The 24,023-nt window shown below is 30.0% G+C and carries 29 protein-coding genes and 1 pseudogene; all 30 read left to right on the top strand.

Annotated features, from left to right (window positions below):
* The 30 genes and pseudogenes from fliM to fliW all read left to right on the top strand — a co-directional run bounded on the left by fliM (position 1) and on the right by fliW (position 24,019).
* Positions 1-987 carry a flagellar motor switch protein FliM gene (fliM, locus tag IPH62_04045; GenBank protein MBK7104437.1) on the top strand — a complete coding sequence of 329 codons (987 nt, stop codon included), beginning with the start codon at positions 1-3 and terminating at the stop codon, positions 985-987.
* A 96-nt stretch (positions 988-1,083) separates the two neighbouring features.
* Positions 1,084-1,446 carry a flagellar motor switch protein FliN gene (gene fliN, locus IPH62_04040; protein ID MBK7104436.1) on the top strand — a complete coding sequence of 121 codons (363 nt, stop codon included), beginning with the start codon at positions 1,084-1,086 and terminating at the stop codon, positions 1,444-1,446.
* Entirely contained in the window at positions 1,446-1,790 is a 345-nt protein-coding gene (locus IPH62_04035; protein ID MBK7104435.1) for a flagellar biosynthetic protein FliO, read from the top strand. Before fliN ends, IPH62_04035 begins: the two co-directional genes overlap by 1 nt.
* Positions 1,787-2,548, top strand: a complete 762-nt coding sequence (gene fliP / locus IPH62_04030) for a flagellar type III secretion system pore protein FliP (GenBank protein MBK7104434.1) — start codon at positions 1,787-1,789, stop codon at positions 2,546-2,548. The genes IPH62_04035 and fliP overlap by 4 nt, the downstream gene beginning before the upstream one ends.
* Complete coding sequence (fliQ, locus tag IPH62_04025) at positions 2,548-2,817, top strand: flagellar biosynthesis protein FliQ (GenBank protein MBK7104433.1); 270 nt, start codon at positions 2,548-2,550, stop codon at positions 2,815-2,817. Before fliP ends, fliQ begins: the two co-directional genes overlap by 1 nt.
* Complete coding sequence (fliR, locus tag IPH62_04020; GenBank protein ID MBK7104432.1) at positions 2,814-3,590, top strand: flagellar biosynthetic protein FliR; 777 nt, start codon at positions 2,814-2,816, stop codon at positions 3,588-3,590. The genes fliQ and fliR overlap by 4 nt, the downstream gene beginning before the upstream one ends.
* Before the next feature lies 1 nt (position 3,591).
* A complete protein-coding gene (flhB, locus tag IPH62_04015) occupies positions 3,592-4,677 on the top strand; it encodes a flagellar biosynthesis protein FlhB (GenBank protein MBK7104431.1) in 1,086 nt (361 codons plus the stop codon).
* 1 nt (position 4,678) lies between these two features.
* The gene (gene flhA / locus IPH62_04010; protein MBK7104430.1) at positions 4,679-6,718 is read left to right on the top strand and encodes a flagellar biosynthesis protein FlhA; all 2,040 of its coding nucleotides are present in this window, start codon (positions 4,679-4,681) and stop codon (positions 6,716-6,718) included.
* 1 nt (position 6,719) lies between these two features.
* Complete coding sequence (locus IPH62_04005) at positions 6,720-7,823, top strand: hypothetical protein (protein MBK7104429.1); 1,104 nt, start codon at positions 6,720-6,722, stop codon at positions 7,821-7,823.
* The gene (locus IPH62_04000) at positions 7,823-8,638 is read left to right on the top strand and encodes an AAA family ATPase (GenBank protein ID MBK7104428.1); all 816 of its coding nucleotides are present in this window, start codon (positions 7,823-7,825) and stop codon (positions 8,636-8,638) included. Before IPH62_04005 ends, IPH62_04000 begins: the two co-directional genes overlap by 1 nt.
* A gap of 109 nt (positions 8,639-8,747) precedes the next feature.
* Positions 8,748-8,957: a hypothetical protein gene (locus IPH62_03995; protein ID MBK7104427.1), complete on the top strand. Its 210-nt coding sequence runs from the start codon at positions 8,748-8,750 to the stop codon at positions 8,955-8,957.
* A gap of 19 nt (positions 8,958-8,976) precedes the next feature.
* The gene (locus tag IPH62_03990) at positions 8,977-9,609 is read left to right on the top strand and encodes a sigma-70 family RNA polymerase sigma factor (GenBank protein ID MBK7104426.1); all 633 of its coding nucleotides are present in this window, start codon (positions 8,977-8,979) and stop codon (positions 9,607-9,609) included.
* A gap of 46 nt (positions 9,610-9,655) precedes the next feature.
* Complete coding sequence (locus IPH62_03985; GenBank protein MBK7104425.1) at positions 9,656-10,483, top strand: HDOD domain-containing protein; 828 nt, start codon at positions 9,656-9,658, stop codon at positions 10,481-10,483.
* A gap of 25 nt (positions 10,484-10,508) precedes the next feature.
* Positions 10,509-11,387, top strand: a complete 879-nt coding sequence (locus IPH62_03980) for an HDOD domain-containing protein (protein MBK7104424.1) — start codon at positions 10,509-10,511, stop codon at positions 11,385-11,387.
* Positions 11,384-12,679, top strand: a complete 1,296-nt coding sequence (locus IPH62_03975; GenBank protein MBK7104423.1) for a hypothetical protein — start codon at positions 11,384-11,386, stop codon at positions 12,677-12,679. Before IPH62_03980 ends, IPH62_03975 begins: the two co-directional genes overlap by 4 nt.
* Positions 12,676-13,140 (top strand): hypothetical protein, encoded by a 465-nt coding sequence (locus IPH62_03970; protein MBK7104422.1) that lies wholly within the window; start codon positions 12,676-12,678, stop codon positions 13,138-13,140. Before IPH62_03975 ends, IPH62_03970 begins: the two co-directional genes overlap by 4 nt.
* 8 nt (positions 13,141-13,148) lie before the next feature.
* Positions 13,149-14,279 carry a hypothetical protein gene (locus IPH62_03965; GenBank protein ID MBK7104421.1) on the top strand — a complete coding sequence of 377 codons (1,131 nt, stop codon included), beginning with the start codon at positions 13,149-13,151 and terminating at the stop codon, positions 14,277-14,279.
* A 9-nt stretch (positions 14,280-14,288) separates the two neighbouring features.
* Positions 14,289-14,462: a hypothetical protein gene (locus IPH62_03960; GenBank protein MBK7104420.1), complete on the top strand. Its 174-nt coding sequence runs from the start codon at positions 14,289-14,291 to the stop codon at positions 14,460-14,462.
* Positions 14,459-15,166 carry a flagellar hook-basal body protein gene (locus IPH62_03955; protein MBK7104419.1) on the top strand — a complete coding sequence of 236 codons (708 nt, stop codon included), beginning with the start codon at positions 14,459-14,461 and terminating at the stop codon, positions 15,164-15,166. Before IPH62_03960 ends, IPH62_03955 begins: the two co-directional genes overlap by 4 nt.
* Positions 15,167-15,179: 13 nt before the next feature.
* Entirely contained in the window at positions 15,180-15,977 is a 798-nt protein-coding gene (gene flgG, locus IPH62_03950) for a flagellar basal-body rod protein FlgG (GenBank protein ID MBK7104418.1), read from the top strand.
* Position 15,978: 1 nt separating this feature from the next.
* The gene (gene flgA, locus IPH62_03945; protein MBK7104417.1) at positions 15,979-16,617 is read left to right on the top strand and encodes a flagellar basal body P-ring formation protein FlgA; all 639 of its coding nucleotides are present in this window, start codon (positions 15,979-15,981) and stop codon (positions 16,615-16,617) included.
* Positions 16,618-16,620: 3 nt separating this feature from the next.
* A complete protein-coding gene (locus IPH62_03940; protein ID MBK7104416.1) occupies positions 16,621-17,190 on the top strand; it encodes a flagellar basal body L-ring protein FlgH in 570 nt (189 codons plus the stop codon).
* Positions 17,191-17,199: 9 nt separating this feature from the next.
* Complete coding sequence (locus IPH62_03935; GenBank protein ID MBK7104415.1) at positions 17,200-18,294, top strand: flagellar basal body P-ring protein FlgI; 1,095 nt, start codon at positions 17,200-17,202, stop codon at positions 18,292-18,294.
* A 1-nt stretch (position 18,295) separates the two neighbouring features.
* Entirely contained in the window at positions 18,296-19,105 is an 810-nt protein-coding gene (locus IPH62_03930) for a transglycosylase SLT domain-containing protein (GenBank protein ID MBK7104414.1), read from the top strand.
* A gap of 3 nt (positions 19,106-19,108) precedes the next feature.
* Positions 19,109-19,564 carry a flagellar export chaperone FlgN gene (gene flgN, locus IPH62_03925; GenBank protein ID MBK7104413.1) on the top strand — a complete coding sequence of 152 codons (456 nt, stop codon included), beginning with the start codon at positions 19,109-19,111 and terminating at the stop codon, positions 19,562-19,564.
* Between the two features lies 1 nt (position 19,565).
* The gene (flgK, locus tag IPH62_03920; protein MBK7104412.1) at positions 19,566-20,924 is read left to right on the top strand and encodes a flagellar hook-associated protein FlgK; all 1,359 of its coding nucleotides are present in this window, start codon (positions 19,566-19,568) and stop codon (positions 20,922-20,924) included.
* A 2-nt stretch (positions 20,925-20,926) separates the two neighbouring features.
* Entirely contained in the window at positions 20,927-22,174 is a 1,248-nt protein-coding gene (gene flgL, locus IPH62_03915) for a flagellar hook-associated protein FlgL (GenBank protein ID MBK7104411.1), read from the top strand.
* Entirely contained in the window at positions 22,174-22,953 is a 780-nt protein-coding gene (locus IPH62_03910) for a MotA/TolQ/ExbB proton channel family protein (GenBank protein MBK7104410.1), read from the top strand. The genes flgL and IPH62_03910 overlap by 1 nt, the downstream gene beginning before the upstream one ends.
* An 80-nt stretch (positions 22,954-23,033) precedes the next feature.
* Positions 23,034-23,624, top strand: a pseudogene (locus IPH62_03905) (OmpA family protein).
* 11 nt (positions 23,625-23,635) lie between these two features.
* A complete protein-coding gene (gene fliW, locus IPH62_03900; protein MBK7104409.1) occupies positions 23,636-24,019 on the top strand; it encodes a flagellar assembly protein FliW in 384 nt (127 codons plus the stop codon).
* Positions 24,020-24,023 lie beyond the last annotated feature (4 nt).

The following is a 24,023-nucleotide window of genomic DNA, read 5'->3' as shown; positions in this document are numbered from 1 at the left end:
ATGGCAGAAGTATTATCACAACAAGAAATTGATGCGCTGTTAAATAGTGCGGATTCAGGTTCAACAAAAACTGATTTTGAAAATGTTAAAGTTGAAAAGGAAGTAATTCCATTTGATTTTAGGCTGCCGAACAGAATTTCAAAAAATCAGCTTAGAACAATTCATAATATAAATGAAAACTTTGCGGAAATGTTCAGCTCTTTTTTGATGTCTAAACTTCAAACAATTGTAAACTGCAATGTAACTTCCGTTGATCAAATTTATTATTCTGAATATGTGCTTTCGGTTTCAAATCCAGCTTGCCTATTTACATTTGATATTAATCAAACAGATATTAAAGGAATTTTAGAATTTAGTTCTGAGTTCGCTTTAACATTGGTTGATAGATTATTAGGCGGAAATGGAAAAGGAACAAAAAACTCGCAAGTTATTACTCCAATTGAACAAAAAGTTTTAGAAGTGGTGATAAATAAAATTCTTAATGATTTAGGAAAAGCCTGGCAGATTATTGGAGACTACACTTTTAAAATTGACAAATTTGAACCTGATATAGATTTCGTTCAAATAACATCACAAAGCGAAAGTGTTTTATTAATAACTTTTGAAGTTCATATTGGCGAACAAAGTTATATGATGAATTTGTGTTTTGCAACTTACGCGTTTGATACAATTCTATCAAAACTTACAAATCAAAATTTATCATCAATTCGCCCAATAAAATATGCCGGAACTACAGCTCAAAATATTTTAACTGAACATTTGAAGAAAACCGAATTAAATCTTGAAGTTGAATTCGGTAAGTCATCAATAAAATTTAGTCAACTATTAAAATTAAAAGTCGGCGATGTAATTTTATTAAACAATCAAGTTGGTGATGAAATAAAAGTTAGTGTTGAAAAAAAACACATGTTTTATGGAATATCCGGAGTTGTAAACAATCATAAAGCAGTAAGGATTACAAAAAAGGTAGATAAAAGGAAAAATTAAAATGGCAAAAAATCTGAAAACAATTCAAAAAAATCTTCTATGGATGTTGAATCTAAAGGTCACGTTGATATGAGCGAAGAAGAGGCCGAAGCTCAAATGCTGGCTGCATTAGAAGCTACTAATTCTGATTCATCTATAAACGCAAGCATTGCTGATTTCCCAAAATTTAATGAATCGAAAAAAAGAGGATTCTTTGAAGACGATAAACTTGAATTCCTTAAAGACCTTCAGCTTAATGTTTATATAGAACTTGGAAGAACAAAAATGGAAATTAAAGACATCTTAGAATTGGAACGAGGTTATGTAATTGAATTAGAAAAGTTGGCAAGTGAACCGGTTGATGTTTTTGTAAATAACAAAAAAATTGCTGAAGGTGAAGTTGTTGTAATCGATAAACATTTTGGAATTAGAATAACAAGTTTATTAGAAGCAAGTGAAAGATTACAAGGTGTTAAATAGTGGGAACATGGGATATAATTCAAATCTTCATAATTCTTGCGGTGATGGCGGGAATTATGTATGGACTTTTATTTTTAGTAAAAAAGTATTTGTACACTTTTGATAAAAAAGGGAACAATAATTCTAAAGTTAAAATAATATCAACGCAGACAATTCTTCCCAAAAAATTTGTATCTGTAATTCAATTTAATAATAACGTTTATTTACTTGGTGTTTCCGAGCATTCAATAAATTTAATAGATAAAGTTGATGAAAATATTTTTGTTCAAGAATCAAATAATAGTTTAGAAAAACCCAAACAAAATTTCTTAAATCTGTTAAAAGCTAATATGGGTATAAAATGAAAAAATATTTACTCATTTTAGTTTTTGCAATTTCATTATTTTCATTTGAAGAAAATCTTTTTGCACAAAGCTCGCAGACAATTGCAATTCCTAATATTGGTGTAAACGTTGGTTCATCGGATAAACCAGAAGATTTAGCCGTTACACTACAATTATTATTGCTGCTAACAATTTTGTCTTTAGCACCATCAATTATAATAATGACGACTTCATTTTTAAGAATAATAATTGTATTTAATTTTTTGAAAACTGCTTTGGGCACACAGCAAATGCCGCCGAATCAATTATTATCCGGTGTTGCATTATTTATAACTTTTTTTGTGATGGCTCCTACTTGGAATGAATTTAATGAAAAAGCACTTCAGCCATATTTGGATAAAAAAATTACGGTTGAAGAAGCCTATACAAAAGGAATAGAACCAATCAGTACTTTTATGTTGAGAAATACAAGACCTGAAGAATTAAAATTTTTCATTCAGCTTGCAGATATTAAACAGCCAAAAAATCATAAAGATTTACCAATTCATGTATTAATTCCTGCATTTGTTTTAAGTGAATTAAGAGCAGGATTTATAATAGGATTTTTTCTTTTCATACCGTTTGTAATGGTTGACATGATTGTCTCAAGTATTTTAATGTCAATGGGAATGATGATGCTCCCGCCAATGATGATTTCAATGCCATTTAAAATTTTACTTTTTGTTCTTGTTGATGGATGGAGTTTAGTAATCGGTTCAATAGTAAGAGGAATAAACTAATGTCAATTGATTTAGTAATAGAAATATTAAGCGAAGCTTTTTTTGCAGTGTTAATTATTCTTCTTCCAATTTTGGGTTCGGGATTAATAATCGGAGTTTTAATTTCAATTTTTCAAGCGGCTACATCAATTCAAGAATCAACTCTTACATTTGTACCAAAATTAATTATTACGGCAGTTACTATAATTGTTGCTTTGCCATTTATTACAGATAAAATGATTTCATTCACGCACAAAATATTTAATCTAATTGAAACGGTTGTGAAATGACGGGAATATTGATTTCAGATTTTTTAACCGGATTAATGATTTTTATTAGAATTGGAGCAATGCTTTCATTCGCTCCATTATACAGCAATACGGCTATTCCAACTTTATTGCGATTAACATTGGCTCTTATACTAACTTATATAGTCTTTTTTAGTGTTCAAACTTATCCTTTCACTGAAAATGATCATTTCATTTTTATTGTGATTTTCGCAATTAAAGAAGTAATGGTTGGATTAACAATGGCATTTGTAATAAGTATAATTTTTCAAGGAATTTCATTTGCCGGATTATTAGTCGGTAGAGATATGGGTTTGGCAATGTCTTCAATGTTTGATCCAGTTTCCGGAGATGATGGAAATATTATTGCAACGTTGCTATCAATGGCTGCGGTAATAGTTTTTATTTTAATTAATGGACATCAATTTCTTATTGAGTCAATCGCATACTCATTCAAAGTCATTCCACTTGGCGGATTTAAAATCACACAGAATGCTTTAGATTTAATTGTTAAGTACAGCGGAAGTATTTTTATTTTGGCAATAAAAATATCATCGCCAATACTTGTTGCCTTTTTTTTAATACACTTAGCAAGTGCAATAATTGCAAGAGTAAGTCCATCCTTTCAAGTGTTTTTTGTCTTATTACCACTTAAACTTGGATTAGGATTGTTCTTAGTTGCGTTAGTAATGCCGCTTTATATTTACCTTTTTAGAACACTAATTTACGAATACGAAGACAAGCTTTTTGAAATAGTAAAAGCATTAGGCAATTGATATGGCAGAATTAGACGGTCAAGAAAAAAGTGAACAGGCAACTAGTAAAAGACAGCTGGATACTAGAAATAAAGGACAGGCTCCAAAGAGTCAGGAATTAAATTCTCTAGCAGTTTTTACAACTGGGTTATTGGTTCTGTTTTTAACAAAGGATTATTTAGGCGGAAAATTATGGGATATAAGTATTTATATATTTTCATCTTTAGATACTTTAGAAATTAGTGTAGATGTTTTAAGTATATATATGATAAAAGGAGCAATGTTTTTTATTTTGTCAATGTTTCCGGTTTTTTTAGGAATAATAATAATATCATTAGCAGTTGGATACGGACAAGTTGGATTTAAATTTACACCTCAAGCACTTGAGCCAAAATTTTCAAAGCTGGACCCAATTAAAGGATTCAAAAATAGTTTTTTAACTACAAGACCTTTAGTAGAAACACTAAAATCAATAGTTAAACTTAGTGCTATTGGAATATTTTCATATATCTTTTTAGAAGATATGATTCTAAATTCTATTGGACTTGTAAATTTTACAATTCAGGAAATAGTTAATTACACAATAGAAAATTCAATTGATTTTTTGTGGAGAGTTTCACTCGTTTATATCGTTATTGCATTCTCAGATTTTGCTTACCAAAAATTTAAGCACAAAAAAGATTTGATGATGACTAAGCAGGAAGTAAAAGAAGAGCACAAACAAACTGAAGGTGATCCGCAAATAAAATCTCAAATTAGAAGTAAACAATTTGAAATGGCCCGCAAAAGAATGCTTGATGATGTGCCGAAAGCTGATGTTGTTATAACAAACCCAACTCACTTTGCAGTTGCTCTAAAATATGATATTGGGAAAAGTATTGCTCCAAAAGTTGTTGCAAAAGGTCAAGATTTATTAGCACAAAAAATAAAGGCAATTGCTAAAGAACATAATGTTCCAATGCACGAAGATGTTCAATTGGCAAGAGCATTGTATAAAGCCTGCGAGGTTGGTCAAGAAATACCGGAAACATTGTTTAAAGCTGTTGCGCAAATTTTAGCTTACATCTTTAAGTTGAAAAAAGAGAAAAAGAAAAAGAGTATAATTTAGTATGAATAAAATTCTAAAAAATACAGATATAATTTTTGCATTTGGAATTATCTTTATTCTAGGTTTAATGGTTATTCCATTACCTGCATTTTTATTGGACTTTTTCTTAGCACTGAATATTTCATTTGCAATATTGATTTTAATAGCATCGTTATATATCAATTCGCCATTAGAAATTTCTTCATTTCCGGGATTACTATTAGTATTAACAATTTTTAGATTATCATTAAACATAAGCTCAACAAGACTTATTTTAATTGATGGATATGCCGGCGAAGTTATTGAAACATTCGGAAATTTCGTTGTTGGCGGAAGCTACATTGTTGGGTTTATTGTGTTCTTAATTTTAATAATTATTCAATTCATGGTAATCGTTAAAGGTTCGGGAAGAATTTCTGAAGTTGCTGCAAGATTTACTTTAGATGCAATGCCCGGAAAGCAAATGGCAATTGATGCAGATCTAAATAGCGGAATAATTACCGAAGTTGAAGCAAGAACTAGACGAAGCGATATTGCAAGAGAAGCAGAATTTTTTGGATCAATGGACGGTGCTTCTAAATTTGTTAAAGGCGATGCAATTGCCGGACTTATAATAAATGCAATAAATATTATTGGCGGAATTCTTATTGGTGTTTTACAAAGAGACTTAACTGTTGTTGATGCTTTACAATCTTATACTATTTTAACAATTGGTGATGGATTGGTTTCTCAAGTACCGGCTTTACTAATTGCTACTGCCGCCGGTATGGTTGTTACAAAAAATTCCGGCGGAAAATCTCTTGATAGTCAAATGAAATCTCAACTTTTATCAAACCCCAGAGTTCTTGGAACTGTTGCTGGTTCAATTTTACTTTTTGCATTGATTCCCGGAATGCCGACCATACCATTTTTAATGCTTGGCGGCGGTTTGGCAACAACAACATTTTTTGTAAATAAAAATAAGAAAACAGCATTATTATCAGAAAGTACAGAAATTGAAACTGCAAAAGAAGAAAAAGAAGAAAAAGTGGAAGGCTATTTACAAGTTGATCCTGTTGAAGTTGAAATTGGGTATGGATTAATTTCACTTGTTGATGACAGCCAAGGTGGTAATTTATTTCAGAAAATTTCTTCAACAAGAAAATTTGTTGCACTTGAATATGGAGTTTTAGTTCCACCGGTTAGAGTAAGAGATAATTTGCAACTAAAGCCAAATGAATATATTATTAAGATTAAAGGAAATATTGTTGCGCATTATGAAATTTATGCAGATAGATATTTAGCAATGAATTCTGGAAATATAAATGAAAAATTAAGTGGCATTCCTACAAAAGATCCGGCTTTTGGTTTAGACGGATTTTGGGTTTCCGATCAAGAAAAAGATAAAGCAGAATTGCTTGGTTACACAGTCGTAGATGCTGTTTCGGTTTTATCAACTCACTTGCAAGAAACAATAAAGAAAAATTTTGATAAAATTTTAACAAGGCAATCGGTTAAACAGCTTTTAGAAAATCTTAAACAAGATTATCCTGCGGTTATTGAAGATATTAGCCCTGACTCACTACCGATTGGTTCAATTCAAAAAGTTTTGCAAAGTTTGTTGAAAGAATTAATCCCAATAAAAGATTTAGTACAGATTTTGGAATCACTTATCGATTATTCAAAAGTTACGAAAAATATTGAAGTATTAACTGAATACGTAAGACATTCACTTGGTGATACAATTGCAACACTTTACAAAGATCCGTATAATATAATTCATGCGGCAGCAATTGGCGAAGGTTTAGAAGAGTATATTACAAACTCTTTATCTAAACAAGGCGATGCAACACATACATTAGGTTTAACTCCGGATATGTTAAATGCGCTTCAAAATTCTATTAATGTACTAATTGGTAAATTTAAAAAACTTGGTTACATGCCCATTTTTATTACATCAGCTACAATACGACCATATTTGTTCAGATTAATAAATTCATCCTTTCCGGATGTTGTAATTTTATCTTTTACCGAATTACCTGCAAATATTGAAGTTGAATTTATTGGAAAATTAGAGGTTTAGAATGCAGATAAAAAAATTTATTGGTACAACTTTAAAAGACGCAATTGCCGAAATGAAAAATGATTTTGGCGATGAAGCAATTGTTTTGGGTACAAAAGTAATTGAGGATTATTCAAAAGGTGTTGAACAAAAACTTTTTGAAATTACCGCAAGTTTGGATGAGGACGATAATCATAAAGAAGTAAAAGTAGAAATTCCAAAAACCAAAAGTTTTGAATCGGAAATGAAAAAACTTACTCAAAAAATTTATGGAGTTTCAAATAACCAAATAAATTCAAACTCAAGAATAGCACAACCTCAAAGAAAATCAGAAGATTTAGATAAAATTCAATTTCAGTCTATTAAAAAAATATTAAGCGAAAAAGATGTTTCCGAAAAAAATATTAATAAAGTTTTAAGATTAATTACTCAGTACGAAGCTTTATTTAATGAAGAAAATAAGGATGAATATATTATTTCAACTTTGGCTTCTTTAATTCCAACAAGTGATTTTGAGCTTAATAAAGACGGCGGACAAAAAGTTATTTCTATTGTTGGTCCAACGGGCGTTGGAAAAACCACATGCATTGCAAAACTTGCGGTAATTTCTAAAATACTTCACAATTTAAATATTGGATTAATCTCAATTGATACTTACAGATTAGGCGCTTTAGATCAATTAAAAATATTTTCTGAAATTTCTAATATCGATTTCTTGGTTGCGTATGAACCCAAAGATATTCCAAAGTTTATGAAAAAGTTTAAAGATAAAGATATTGTGTTTATTGATACGGTTGGGCGAAGTCAGAATAATACAAAATTGTTGCAATCAATAAATCAATTTTTAAAAACTGTAAAAATTGATGAAACTTATTTAGTCCTTAACAGCACAAGCGATTATAAAATAATGTTGGATGTCGCAAAAAAATTCAAAGTGCTGAATTATAACGGAATCATTTTCTCAAAATTAGATGAAGCTGTTACTTACGGAAATCTGTTAAATCTTGTTGAAGAAATAAAAGTTCCTATAAAATATTTAACAAACGGACAAGTAATTCCGGATGATATAATTGCGGCGGATAATGAATTTATTGCAAATATGATTTATACGGGAAAAATAAATTAATGCTTGGTCAAGCAAAAAGATTGTATGAGTTGAGTAATTTATTTCACGCAAAAAATGAAGTAAAAGAATCGACCAAAATAATTTCGTTTAGCTCCGGCAAAGGCGGGACGGGGAAATCATTTATTTGCAGCAATATGGCTTTTCAGCTTGCGGAAGAAGGGAAAAAAATTCTGCTTGTTGATCTCGATATTAATTTATCAAACATAGGCGCAATTTTTAATGTTCATTCAAAAAAGAATTTATATCATTATTTAAATTATGATTACAATTTGGATGAAGTAATTTTTAATTATTCAGAAAATTTAGATATGATTTTGGGTGAATCCGGAAAAATTGATCATCCGGAATTTACCGAAGAAAAAATCAATTTATTTTTGAGCGAACTAAAAATTATTTCTGCAAAATATGATTTTGTTTTTTTTGATACTTCAGCCGGAATTAATAAATCAACGATTCACTTACTGAATAATTCAGATGAAATTATTATCGTAACTTCTTCGGAACCGACTTCCGTTATGGATGGTTATGTAATAATCAAAATGATGAAAAACTTAGGATTTGAATCTGCAATAAACATAATTGTAAATAAAACTTTTGAGAAAAATGAAGGAATTACGGCATTTGAAAATCTGCAAAAAGCTGTTGATCATTTTTTAAAATATAAAGTAAAATATCTGGGTGAAGTTTCATTTTCAAAAGAAGTTGTGCAATCAATTCGTGAACAGATTCCATTAGCAAAATCAAAAAACACTTCAGAAATTTCATATCAATTAAAAGAAATCACATCAAAAATTAAAATACAAACAATTGGTTAATAATAACCAATCTCTCAATTCAAAAGTTTACAAAACACGCTAAAATCAAAGAAAATCAACAAAATATTGTTGGTATATTCTTTGAAAACATAAGTATCGGAGGACAAAAATGAATAAAATAATATTAAACATCGGGCTGTTAATTTTTTTCGTCTCGGTAATAATATTCAGTCAGCAAGGAATGTTAGTTGAGGATATTTTAGTAAGATCGTTTATTATATTTTTTGTAGCAACCGTATTACTAACAGTTCTCGCCCTCACATTTATAAAAGCAATAAATAAAGCATCAATTGATAAACAAAAGAATTTCTTAAGCTAATCTTTAGGGAAACAGTAATATGGATAATAATACACTTTGGGCAGAATTTAAAACAGAACCATCAAGTGTAGTTAAAAAGCAGATAATGGTTAATTATACCAATCTAGTTCACTATGTAATCCATAATTCAAAATTTATGAATCTTAATGTTGTTGAAGAAAAGGATTACTTCCAGTTTGGAATTGAAGGATTAAGTGAAGCTATCGACAGATTTGATCCGGATTTTGGAACCAAATTTGAAACATATGCAATCCAAAGAATAAGAGGAAAAATTATTGATGAATTGCGAAAACTTCAAATTAAGCCGCGCGCAAATTATCAGAATCAAGATGCAAACAAAGTAATTTATAAAAATGTTTCTATTGACCAGCCATTTGATAATGATGACGGATTTACACTTTCGGAAATTATTCCATCTGAATATGAAACTCCGGATGATGAATATCACTCAAATGAACAAAAAGAACTTTTGGTTGGTGCAATTAAAAAGTTATCGGAAAGAGACCGCTTAATTATTACGCTTTACTATTACGAACACATGAATTACAAAGAAATTTCTCAGGCGTTGGAAATTACAGTTTCCCGCGTTTCTCAATTACACAGCAAAATTATGAAAGATTTAAAAAAGCAAATTGAACATCAATATGACTAACACTTCGGCACAAAATATTGAAGGAAAACAAGAAAGAATTTATAGAATTCTTTCAACTGTTTACAATGTACCAAGCATTCCGCAAGTAATTATGGAAGTTTCAACAATTATTGATGATCCGAAAACAAGTGCAAATATTCTTGGAAAAATGATAAGTCACGATCAAGGTTTAGTTACAAAAATTTTAACTGTTGCAAATTCTCCTTTGCACGGAATTCCGAGAAGAGTTTCAACAATTGATTTTGCAATTGTTGTTTTGGGATTTAACCAAGTTAAAAATATTGTATTAGCTTTATCAATGATGGATTCTTTAAAAATTACCGGCGATTCAAAATTTGATCAAAAGCAATACTGGCTTCACTCAATTCTTACTGCTGCAGCCTCTAAAAAAATTGCGGATGATTTGGGATATCAAGCAAGCGGTGAAGTTTTTACAGCCGGACTTTTACATGATTTAGGAATTGCAATCATAAATAAATTTTTTAATAAAGAGTTTAAAGAAATTATTAATTCCGTTAAGAAACAAAATCTAAGTTATTTAGAAGCAGAAGAACTTCATTTGGGAATTACACATCAGGAAATAGGAAGATATTTAGTTGATAGATGGAATTTACCAATTGCAATTGCAGATGTTATAAATTTTCATCATAAACCATCCGAAGCAGAAAATAATCGCGAATTAACTGCACTTGTACATCTTGCGGATTATATGACAAAGCAATTAATGATTGGAGATTTTAGCTGGGACAATACCACAACTTTAGATACGGCAATTATAGAAATTTTAAGATTGGGAGATTCGGAATATTTAGAAAATTTTATTTTCAGTTATAAAGAATTATTTCAAGATCAAGTTGACTCAATAAATTTATAAACAAACAATAAACAGGTGACTAAAAATGGAAGAGCAAGTAAAACAGGACAGAAGGAGAAAATCAGAATTAGCATTATCCAATGTCTATAATCTGCCCGCAATGTCTGCAACAATGTTGGAAGTTTCAAAACTTCTTGATGATCCTACAACCAATACTGCAGCGCTTAGCAGAATGATTGGAAAGGACCAAGGATTATCTACAAAAATTTTATCAATTGCTAATTCGCCGCTTTACGGATTAACAAGAAAAGTATCAACAATTGATTTTGCAATATTAATAATTGGTTATCAAGATATTAAAAATATTGTTGTTGCATTAACAATGGTTGATTCGTTTAAAAACAAATCTGATAAATATCTTGATCAGAAAGAATTTTGGGTTCACTCAATGCTTGCAGGAACTGCATGCAAAAGAGTTGCAGAAGATTTGGGTTTCAGAATTGGAAGCGAGGCTTTCGTAGCTGGATTGTTGCACGATTTAGGAGTTCCGGTTATGCACAAATTTTTCAGAAATGAATTTGAAGCAATTTCTGAAGATATAAGAAATTTAAATTCGCCATTGTTGGAAACAGAGAGAAAATATTTAGGATTGGATCATCAAGAAATTGGAAATTTTCTTGCAAACAAATGGCACTTGCCCGAACATTTATCAAACTGTATTCTTAATCATCATCAGCCAAGTTTAGCTCCGGAAAATGATGTTCTAATTTCAATTGTTCACCTTGTTGATTATATGACACAAAAATTAGAAATCGGAACTTTCTATTTGGATAAAGGTATTGAACTTGATAAATCAGTCTTAGGAACATTGGGAATTACTTCCGATGAAGAATTAAATTCCTTTATTGAAAGTTATAGAGAATTATTTGCTAAAGAAGTTAACTCAGATTTATTTGCGAAATGATTTTACACAAACAAAATACTTTAAAGGTTGAACCTTTTTATAAATCGTTGGGTGAATTATCACTTTACAACCAAGAAAAATATCAACCTAATTTAGTTTCAGACGAATTGAAACAGTTGGAAAAGTATTCTTACTTTATTCAAAATTTAATGGCTTTTGAAAAAGATATTAAAAATGATTTCAACGTAAAAATTCTAATGGAAAAATTTCTACTTTATTTGAAAGGAATAATTCCGGTAAAAACAGTTTCACTTTTATTTTATAATGAGTTTACCAGAAAGCTTGTTCCGGTTGATGAAAACGAAAATACAAATATTGTAAAAACAATGAATCATTTTAATCAACAGGGAATATTTAATTCAATTTATTCGGATAAAAAAATAATGACAGTTCCGGAATTGGAAAGTTATAATTCTAATGGAGCAAAATTATTTTACTTAATATTTCCGGTTTATGATGAAAAGAAAAATTATGGAATTCTTTCAATACTCACTTCGCTAAATGAAAAAAATATTAGTGAGCTGGAAAAGAAAAACATAAATATGTTCTTGAATTTATTACTTGGAAAGCTAGAGAAAATAAAACTTAGTGAAAAATTAAATGAAACTTATGAAGAGCTTCAAACTTACCAGGCAAAACTTTCAAATGATTTCAGACTTTCGGCAATCGGCGAATTAACCGAAGGAATTGTTGAAGATATTGTAACACCGCTTCAAGTAATTACAAGCAATGTTGATATTCTAAAATCTGAATTCAAAAACAGCGGCGAATTAAATCAAATAAAAGCGCAAATTAAAAAAATAAATGTTGTTATTGGGCGGCTTGTAAAATTCGCAGATGTAAGTCACAAAGATGTAAAAATAAAACCATGCAATCTTAACGATATTATTAAAGATTATTTTTACCTTATCAAATCTACTTTAGAGAATGCAAACTTTGAGTGTATTCTTGATTTTGAAGAAGATCTGCCTTCTATACTTAGTCACCCTAATTATATATATCAATTGCTGACAAATGTTTTTACGGTCATCAAAAGTTATAAAACAAGAAAAGGCGGAATTATACTTCAAACAAGATATAAATCAGATAACATTATTCTAAGAGTTATTACAACAAGCGGAATTTCAGATTCTGATATAAAAAATAAAGAAGAAGTTCAGAAAAATTTATCGTTAAATATTATTAAGAATTTGATGAAGAAGCATGAAGGATATTTAGAATTTGATTCTTTTGAAAATAGCGGCGCAGCTTTGGTTTTGAAGTTCCCATTAAAAAGGAAAATTAGAAAATGAGAAAGCTGGTATTAACAATATTCGTTTTCATTATTCTCAATGTGCAATTGTTTGCTCAGGATAATAAAAATGTTTTAAATGAAAATAAAAACACGGAATCAAGTATTACAACAGAATCTTTCATTTCGTATAGTACAGAAAAATTATTGCGGAACGGAATTATTGTATTTGAAATTACTGTTTTATTAATGGTTTTATTTTACTGGAAGAAAACACGAAACAATGTTAAAAGACAATTTGACCAAAGTTATAAAAAAAATATTCAAGCATTGAGAAATGAAAAATTCACTTTTGTAAATGACAAAGTAAGAAGTAAGAAAAGAAAATCACTAAAAAAAGTTATGAAAAGTTTTGTGATGGACTCAGCCAATATTAGTAAAAAGGCAAGAGAATTAAATATTGGAAAAGGAGAAATATTTTTAGCAGCTAAAATTCAAAAACTTTACCAGCAATCAAGATGAAAAATACAATGAAAAATATGATTGATTTTGAATCTTTAACTAGAGTGAGAAACTCAGTTAATGCTGAAATATATTTACCAGAAAAAAATAATTTAGTTAGTCTAATTCCTTTGGAAATATTTGGTCATTCCGTAAAAGTATTAATTGACGGCAAAATATTTATTGCCGAATTTGATGAAAAAATTCCACTAAAAGCTGAGTTAATTGCTGTTGTTGTTGAAAAGAGACCGATTACACTTTCATTAAATCTAAATCAAATATTGTTAAGAAATAAGAATTTTCTTTTTGAACAGATCTCTGAAAAGTTTAAAATCAGCAATACAGAAAGGACTAAGGATCTGTTAACAAAAATTATTCAAGAAGAAAAACCATTAATAAAATCAAAGTATTTGCAATTAGAAAATATTACACAAAAAATTAAAGTAAAAGAATTGGAACTTTCTCTTTTGATAAATCTAATTTGGAAATATTCAGAAAAAGACATTCCATTGATTTTAGATTTGTATGAAAATTTATTTGCAATTTCATTTTCTACAACGTGTAAATATTTATTTAATTCTATTAAAAATTTAATGCTGAATCAAGAAGATGTTTACTTGTTAAATGAAGTTAACACAAATTTAATCTATGATGTAAAAAGAGAAAACACAAATTCATTGCAGAACAAATCGGAAGTTTTACTAAAACTTATAAAATATTTTAATGATGCAGAATTTTCATCAAAAGAAGTTGATGAATTTATAAAGTTTAGCTCAATATACATTTTACAAAAATCGGTATTTAAAGATTATGATTATTATCCCGATTTTGTAATAGTAAAAAGAGGCAGTGGTTTTTCATTTATAAAATACAATATTAAAAAACTTTTTTTATCAAACGGAATGCCATCTTATAAATTAGAATTTGAGCATGGAGAAATTCCGGCAAAGATAAAAGGTTTTTTAAGAAATAATTTTCTTGTTGGAAGTATTGATATTGAAAATTATGAAAACAATTTATTGCTTCAGGAAATTGATGAATTTAAAAAAGAAATTAATGAAAAGTGGCAAATAAATGTGGAGTTAAATATTACAGAGGACCAGATTTATTCGGCAGAGAAAAGCTTTCACAAAAATGGAATTAACAAACTGGTTTCTTAAGTAACTTTTATGATAAAACTTATTATTGAATTAGCAAGAAAATTTAAAGTAATGAAAAATGATAACGCAATTTTAAATAATTCTTTATCAGAAAATATTAAAGAAGATAGAACAATAAAAATTATTGCAAAAGAGTTTTCTGAATTTATATTAAAACTTCAAAATAATTTGGAAAGAAAATGATAAAAGGTTTATACAATGCATCGAAAAGTATGAATGATAAAATTCATAACATACAAATTGTTGCAAATAATCTTGCCAACTTAAGTACAAATGGATTCAAGCGAGAAATTCCATTTGCAGAATATATGGAAAGAGCCGAAAATGAAGGTGTGAAGCAAGTTACGGATTTTTCTGAAGGCGAATTTCTCGAAACGGATAATCCGTTAGATTTTGCAATTTCAGGCAAAGCTTTTTTTGCCGTAAATACGGAACGCGGAATTGAATTAACAAAAAATGGTCAATTTGAAATTGATGAAGAAGGATATTTAACAACGAAAGACGGCAATAAAGTTTTAGGTGAAAAGGGAAATATAAATTTGGATGAATCACTTTTAAAATCAAAAGGTGAAATTACAGTTACAGATGATGGACAAATAAAAGTAGGTGAATTTTTTATTGATTATTTAAAATTAGTAAATGTTGAACAGCCGGAAATGTTGGAAAGATCAGAGAACCAAACATTTTATTATGCTGAACAAGATTTTAATAATGCGGATAAAAGTGAGTTTAAAATTCATCAAGGATTTATAGAGGGATCTAACACCAATCCTATTTTAGAAATGCAGGCAATGATACAATTGCAAAAAGATTACGAAGCATCACAGAAAATGATTACATCTTTGGATGGAATGCTAAGTCAAAGTAAAGAAATCGGAAAAATTTAAGAGGAATAAATAAATGCCAACAAGAGCTTTAAAAAGTGCCGCTTCGGGAATGTATGCTCAAGAAATAAACATTCAAGTTATATCCAATAATATAGCCAACATGAACACCACGAGTTTCAAAAAAAACCGTGCTGAATTTAAGGATTTAATTTATCAAGAAATTTCTGCAAATCCGCAAAACACTGTTATTCCCGGATCGGTGGAAAATTCAAATACAAAAATTCAAGTCGGCAGTGGAGTAAAGCCATCTTCAACTCAAAAACTTTTTGTGCAGGGTGATTTACAGCAAACAGGACAACAATTTGATGTTGGAATAAATGGAGACGGATTTTTCCAAGTTAGAAAAAGTGACGGAACATTTTCTTATACACGCGATGGATCATTTAAAATATCTTCTGAAGGCTCAATGGTTACAGCGGATGGTTATGTTTTAGAACCCGGATTTACATTGAATGAAGATGTAAGAAGCATAAGTATTTCAAGAGATGGAATTATTTCTTCCACTGAAGTTGGCGGCGATACTATTGAATTAGGAACAATTGAACTCGCAAAATTTGTAAATCCAGGAGGTCTGCAAGCAATTGGTGATAACTTATATAACGAAACCGAAGCTTCCGGCTCGCCTATACTTGGTCAAGCCGGACAAGAAGGTTTTGGTGAATTGAATCAAGGTTTTTTAGAATCATCCAATGTTGATATTGTAGAGGAAATGATCTCAATGATTTCTGCACAAAGATCTTACGAAATAAATTCTAAAACTGTTAAAACTGTTGAAGAAATGATGTCAATTGCAAATAATTTAAAACGATAAAATGATTTTAGCAATTAAAATATTGTTGGGAATTTTACTTTTATCAAATAGCAATGAAGTAATTGAAAATTATTTAAAGAAACATTTAAGCAATTTTAAAAAGTACGAGTATGAAATCACTAAACCAGGCAATAAAAATATTATTCCGGATGAAAGTAGAGAATTCAAACTTGAAAATAATTACGCTTACGTTCCAGTAAATTATTTTATGCAAAACGGAGAAACAAAGCAAGGAATAATTACTCTTAAAATGAAATTATATCAGGATGTTCTTGTTTCTACAAGAAACATTAACAAAGATGAAGAACTAAATTTGGGCGATTTTATTATTGAAGAAAAGGAAATTACATCACTTAGAACAGAACCAATTTTAAATTTTGATAACATAAATAAATTTAGAGCAAGAATTAATATTTCTTCAGAATCAGTTATTGGTAAAAATATGGTTGAGGTAATTCCCGATGTTAAAATCGGAGACAACGTAAATGCAGTTTACAGTAAGGGAATTATTCATATAAGTTTTAACGCAGCAGCCAGAACTGAAGGGAAGGTAGGAGATGTTATAAAAATTAGAACTGAAGATAAAAAAATATTCAAAGCGGTAATAATAAATTATAATACAGTAAAAATAGTTGAGTAAAAAATGAAAAATATTATAGTATTTATTTTATCAATTCCATTTTTAGTAAATGGACAAAATATGACTCAAAACGGATTTAGATCATTATTCTCAGATTATAAAGCAGCAAGTCTTGGAGATGCTATTACAATAATAGTTGTGGAATCTTCCGAAGCATCAAATGAAGCTGAGAAATCAACAGGAAGAGAAAGTGATGTGGGGTTTGGACTTGATGGGGGTCTGGATGCAACAGCATTGCCAAGTGTTGATTTAGATTTAGGTTCAAGAAATGATTTTAAAGGAAGCGGCTCTGCAAAATCTTCAGGAATGGTAAGAACAAAATTAAGCGCAATGATAGATTCAGTTTTAGCAAATGGATTATTAAGAATTAAAGGAAGCAGAAAAATTGTAATTAATGATGAAGAACAAATGATTACAATTAGAGGAATTGTACGAAGCTCAGATATTCAAACTGATAACACAGTTTATTCATATAATATTTCCGATGCGGAAATTATTTTCCAAAGTGAAGGACAAATAAAGAATATGCAAGATCCGGGTTGGATAACAAAACTTTTCCATTGGTTATTTTAGAGGAAGAATATGAAAATTATTAAATCAATTTTATTAATAGTGTTTTTATCAAACTTAATTTATAGCCAAAGAATAAAAGACATTGCATATTTCAAAGGCATAAACTCTGAACAGCTAATTGGTTATGGATTAGTTGTAGGCTTAAGCGGCACCGGCGATAGTTATAGATCAACATTTACAGTTCAATCAGTAACAAGTATGTTAAAAAGATTTGGGATTACTGTTCCGGATGCAAATTTAAGAACAAGAAATGTTGCCGCAGTTATGGTAACTGCAAAGGTGAGTAATTTAGCAAAACAAGGAAGCGAATTTGATGTTTCAATTTCTTCACTAGGAGATGCGAAAAGTTTAATGGGTGGAACTTTATTGATGACACCTCTTTCAAAAAGTGACGGTAATGTTTATGCAATGAGTCAAGGTGCAATATCAATCGGCGGTTATGATATAAACACAAGCAGTGGCGGAAGAGTTGCTAAAAATCATGCACTGAGCGGAAGAATTCCTAATGGAGGCGTTTTAGAAAAACCAATTCTTGAAGAAGGTTTTGCTCCAACAGAATTAAGCGTTGTACTGAAAGATCCGGATTTTACAACTTCAAAATCAATTGCAGATTCTATTAACACAGTATTTGGTTCAACAATTGCGACATCTATTGATGCCGCTGAAGTATCTTTAGCAATACCAACCGGTGAAAATAATATATCTGATTTTCTTTCAAGAGTTGAATTAATAAATGTGCAAAAAGATGTAATAGCAAAAGTTGTATTGAATGAAAGAACAGGTACTGTAATTTCCGGCACAAATGTAAGAATTGCACCGGTTTCAATTTCTCACGGAAGTTTAAATATTACTATAAAATCATTTCCTTTAATATCTCAGCCTTCACCATTTTCACAGGGAAATACGATGTTATTTAATAATCAAGTTCCGGATGTTAAAGAGAATGAAAATGAAACAAGCACTTATACAATTGATGGTGCATCAAATGCTCAGGAAGTTGCTGCTGCGTTAAATTCATTAAAGGTTTCACCAAGAGATATTATAGCAATATTTCAAGCATTGAAAGAAGCCGGCGCGCTAACTGCAGAATTAGTGATAATGTAAAATGAATTATTTAGAATTAAAAATAACGAAACCGGAATCCCACATTAAGCAAGGTAAAATTGCAGATGAAAGATATTCAAAAGAAGAGAAAACAAAATTAGCACAAGCTTCAAAAGATTTTGAAAGTATGCTTACTGCAATGATGATAAAGAGTATGACAAAAACGACAGATGGCTTATTTGGAAATGAAAATTATGGCGGCGATGTATTAGATGTTTTGTTTGAAACAGAAATGGCAAAACATATTTCCAACACAAAGGGAATGGGAATTGCAGATAAAATATATAAAAGTATGACCGGTGAAAATCTGAATGCTGTGAATAAAAAAAATATTTCGAAACCTAATGTAAATGCTGTTGATAGTAAAGTTACCGAAGCTATAAAGAATATTGAAAAAACTACTCCAAGTAATAGTGCATTAAAAAGATTAGAAAAATTTGAACCGATTATTGCGGAAGCATCTAATAAATATGATGTAGATAAAAAATTAATTAAGTCGATAATACTTACAGAATCAGCAGGTAACGCTAATGCAAAATCAAAAGCTGATGCAAAAGGGTTAATGCAGTTAATGGATTCAACGGCGACAGATATGGGCGTTTTAAATCCCTTTGATCCGAAAGATAATATTCACGGCGGAGTTAAATATTTATCGAAATTATTAAAACAATATAATGGAGATACAACACTTGCGTTAGCGGCATATAATGCGGGCCCGGGCAACGTTAATAAATATGATGGTGTTCCTCCATTTAAGGAAACTCAAAATTATATTGCACGAGTTAACAACTATATAAATATATTGGAATAAAAAATGAACATTGAAAAATTGATTGCAGTATTGGAAAAGCAAAATATAAATCTAGAAAAATTATTACAGTCCGTGCTTGAAAAACAAATTGCTTTGGTTAATTGCAGAAATGAAAATATAAAAGAATCCGTATCTAAAGAGGAAAAATTACTTTTATCAATTCAACTAACTGAAGAAACTCGACTGAAATTAATGGAAGAAATATTTACAGAGTTTAATATTACTAATGCGAGATATAAACTTGAAGTATTACTCGAGAATATTAAAAATAAAATAGACAGTAATTTATTTAAAATTATTTCTTCGCTTGAAATAAGTATTAAAAAAACAATTAAAGAAATACAAAAAATAAATCAACAAAACTTAATTCTTATTCAGCAATCCAGAAGTTTAATAAACGAAACAATTACGGCTGTACTAAATTCAAAGAATAGAGCTATTGTAGATAGGAAAGGATGAAATGGCACTAAACAGTATTTTCGGGATTGCAAAATCCAGTTTGTTCGCTCATCAGCAGGCATTGTCTGTAACTTCTACAAATTTAGCAAATGCTAATAACCCGGCTTACAGTAGACAAGTAGTAATGTTCGGGGCAACACCTCCGGATCACAGAGCTGTATTTTCTTTTGGAACCGGTGTTGCGGTTGATGAGGTTTTGCGAATAAGAAATCAAGTTACCGATACTCAAATTAGAGCAAACAATCAAAATTATTATGATGCCAATAAAAGATCATCAATGCTGAAGCAAGTTGAAAGTATGTTTTCGGAACCTTCGGAATATGGACTTTCGAATTTAATAAATTCATTTTTTAATTCTTGGGATGAACTTGCGGTTGATCCTTTGTCGTCTTCACTTAGAACAAGTGTAGTCCAAACTGCCCAAACACTTTCTGAAAAAATTGAAAGTATTCATAAGGGAATTAGTCAAACCAAAGCTGATGTTAAAAACGAAGCCGGTGCAATGGTTGATACAATAAATGGAATCGTTGAACAAATTCATATAACAAATAAACAAATTTATGAGGCTTCCGTTGTTGATCATTATGCAAATGATTTAATTGATAAACGAGAATCATTAATTGATGAATTAAGTCAGTATGCTAGCATAAATGTATATTATGATAAAAATAATGTTGCAAATGTTTCAATTGGCGGAATGTTTGCCGTAGATGGTTTGCATCATGTTACGTTTGATCTTGTTCAAGATGGAGAAACAATTTCTTTAATGAATGAGGAAAAATCAGCTTCGGCAACTTTGCAAGGCGGTGAGTTAAATGGATTGTTAAATATTTTTAATGAAGAATTGCCGGATCAATTGAACAAACTAAATATTCTTACAACAACATTAATGGAGAACGTAAATATTGTTCACAAGCAAGGATTTACGATTACTGATCCCGCTAAAACCGATGTTGAATTTTTTACAAATTTTGAAAATGGCGTACTTTATATAAATGAAGAAATTTTAAAAGATAGCGATAATATTGCAGCAAGCGGCGATGGAATAAACGGCGATAACAAAATTGCTTTGATGATGGCTGAATTACAAAACTCTGAAGTTCTCGATGGAAATACACTTTCGGTAATGTACTCAGAGTTAATAAGCGGAATTGCAAATGAAATAAATTTACAAGAGCAAAATGCAGAATCATATTCTTTGGTTTTAAATCAGCTGCAAAACCAAAGAGCAGAATATTCCGGAGTTTCTACCGATGAGGAAATGGTAAATGTTATGCAGTATCAAAGATCATATGATGCGGCGGCAAAATTAATAAATGTTGCAGATGAATTATTAGAAACACTAATAAACTTGGTATAATTATGAGAGTTCCGGATACGTTACTTCAAACAAATTTTATGAAAAATGTAAGCAAGAATAAAAGCACACTTGCCGAAATTCAATATCAATTAACTACGCAAAGTAAGGTTAATAAACCTTCTGATAATCCGCTCAGCAATTCAAGAATTATGAGAATTCAAAATCAGCTAAGTAATATTGAAACTTACAAAAGCAATATAAACTATGGTTTATCAATGGTTGATGATGCAATATTATCAATGGAAAATATGCAGACGACTGTTCAAAATACTATGATTGAACTAACCAAACTAAATTCTGCAATTGTTACTGATGAACTTGATTCATTTGCAACCGGCATCGATTCGGCAATTGAAATATTAGTCGATTTGGCAAACAGTGAATTTAACGGGCAATATAATTTTAGCGGAACCGAGAATAGCTCAAAGCCATTTTACTATGATAAAGCAAATAATATTGTTACAAATAATAGTCACATAGGCGGAGATAGAGTTGTAAAAATTGCTTCAAGTATAACACAAAAATTTAATATTTCCGGAAAGGATTTATTTTTAAGCGTTGTAAAGCAAAATGGAAATTTGGATTCAACTGCCGGAATTGGAGTTGATCAATCATCTTCAAGTAAAATTTATGATGCCGAAGGAAATGAATATACTTTAAATTTAACATACACATCAACTTCTGCAAATACTTATGATCTGAATTACAGTGTTGTAGATAGTGATTCAAATGTTGTTTCTACAGAAACAGTTTCGGATATTTCATTTAATGCCGCAACCGGAGAATTTGAATCAATAAATGGTGATACTTTCGGAGAAGTTAAAATTCAGAATACTGCTAATAAAATTGATGTTGTATTAGATCTAAATTCATTAACCGAACAAAGCTCGCCGGCAGATTTAAGCAATTCACTAAATCAAAAAGCAGATATCTTTAATACATTGATTCAGATAAAACAAAAATTATTAGCCGGTGAAAAACCAACCCAAGAACAGCAGCAATTAGTAACGGATTTTAATCAGCATATATTAAATAAACTTTCGGAAGCCGGCGGAATTTCCAATAAACTATCTGATACACAAGAAATTTTATTAAATAAAGAAATTGAACTTACAGAATTATTATCGGTTGAAAAAGATGTGGATGTTGCAAGAGCTTTGCTGGATTTAGAAAATTCGCAATATGCATTGGATGTAAGTTATAAAATTTCCTCAATGATATTACCCAAATCATTACTGGATTACATGTAATGTTCAGAAAAAGCGGAAGTCTTTACGGTTTACTTTTAGGATTTGTTTCAATATTTGGCGCATTTCTTTTAGAAGGCGGCTCTTTTAACGCATTGTTTTTATTGCCTGCAATGCTTATTGTTTTTGGCGGAACTTTTTCAGCAACAATAATCGGTGTTGGAATTGATAAGTTCAAAAAAATATTTATGTTAATAAGAATGGCTTATTTTCCACCAAAGTACGATATTAAACAATTAATTGATGGTTTTGTAAATGTTGCGGTAAAAAGCAGACAAGAAGGAATTCTTGCAATTCAAAATCATATAAGCAAATTAATGTACCCGTTTCCAAAAAAAATGATGCACTTTGTAATGGATGGTACGGATATTGAACAATTAGAATTAATTGCATACGGTGAAATTAGAGCAATGGCAAATAGACATAATCAAAATATTTCAATGTTCAGCAAAATGGGAGGTTATGCTCCTACAATGGGAATTATTGGAACCGTAATGGGATTAATTATGACTTTAGCCAATGCCGGAAAAGACCCAAACACTTTAATTCATAATATTGCAACTGCGTTTATTGCAACATTGTGGGGAATACTCAGCGCAAATTTAATTTGGTTACCAATAGCAGATAAATTAAAACAATGTCACTTAGACGAAAAACATATGATGGAACTTTCATTAGAAGGAGTGATGGCTATACAAAGTGGGGAAATCCCATCGATAGTAAAATCACGGCTAATGAGCTTATTACCTCAAAAAGAACAAGGATCAATAGGCGTAAGATAGAAGATGATGATTCGGAATTATTTGAAGAATCAAATCCCGAAAGATATCTTTTAACTTATGCAGATTTAATTACCTTGCTGCTTGGGTTATTTATTATTCTATATGCAATTTCAAACGTTGATGTTTCTAAGTATGAAAAAATGATGGAGAATATGGGTAATTATTTTGGCAACGAATATTTTGCCGATCCGGAATATAAATCTGATTATTTAGATATAAGTGACGGGAAAGAAACTCTTAAAAGTTCAATACAAAATTTTATTAATGAATACGAGTATTCAAATAATATCAAAATTATGGAAAACGAAAGAGGAATTGTAATCAGCATTTTAGATAATATTTTGTTTGAATCCGGAGAAGCTAAATTATCCGAAGAATCACATCCAATATTGAATAAAATGGCGCAATTGTTAAAAACTTTACCAAACGATATAAGAATTGAAGGTCACACGGATAATATTCCAATTGAAACAGCCGAGTTTCCATCTAACTGGCATTTATCAATGGAAAGAGCAACTAATACGGCGTATTACTTAATGCATGAGCAAGGGCTAAATCAAGAAAGAGTTTCTGTTGTTGGAAATTCTGAATTTAAACCGGTTGCCGCAAATGATACTCCGGAATCAAGAAGCCTAAATAGAAGAGTTGACATAGTAATTTTAAACAAATAAGAGAAAAGAATATGAAGATTCAAAACAAACAATTTGGTGAAATAGAATATAAGGAAGATTCAATATTAAAATTCAAAGAAGGTATTCTTGGATTTGAAGAATTGAAAAACTTTATATTGATTAACGAAAAAGACAGTTTTTTTTCTTGGCTTACTTCTGTTGATCAGCCGGAAATTATTTTTCCATTATTTCCAATTGAATTACTTCAAGAGGAATTTAGCAAAGAGAATAATTTTGAACCATATGGAATTGTAAGATTAGATAAGCAGCCGGAAAATATTACAATAAATCTTAAAGCACCCGTGTTTATTGATCACAATGAAAAAATAGGATTTCAAAAAATATCAGAAAACGAAGAATTACCTTTGGACTATCCACTTTTTGTAAATAATTGAGAAT

It is taken from the genome of Ignavibacteriota bacterium, assembly GCA_016708125.1.
Taxonomy (GTDB): Bacteria; Bacteroidota; Ignavibacteria; order Ignavibacteriales; family Melioribacteraceae.
This window is presented reverse-complemented; position numbering and strand designations above follow the sequence as displayed.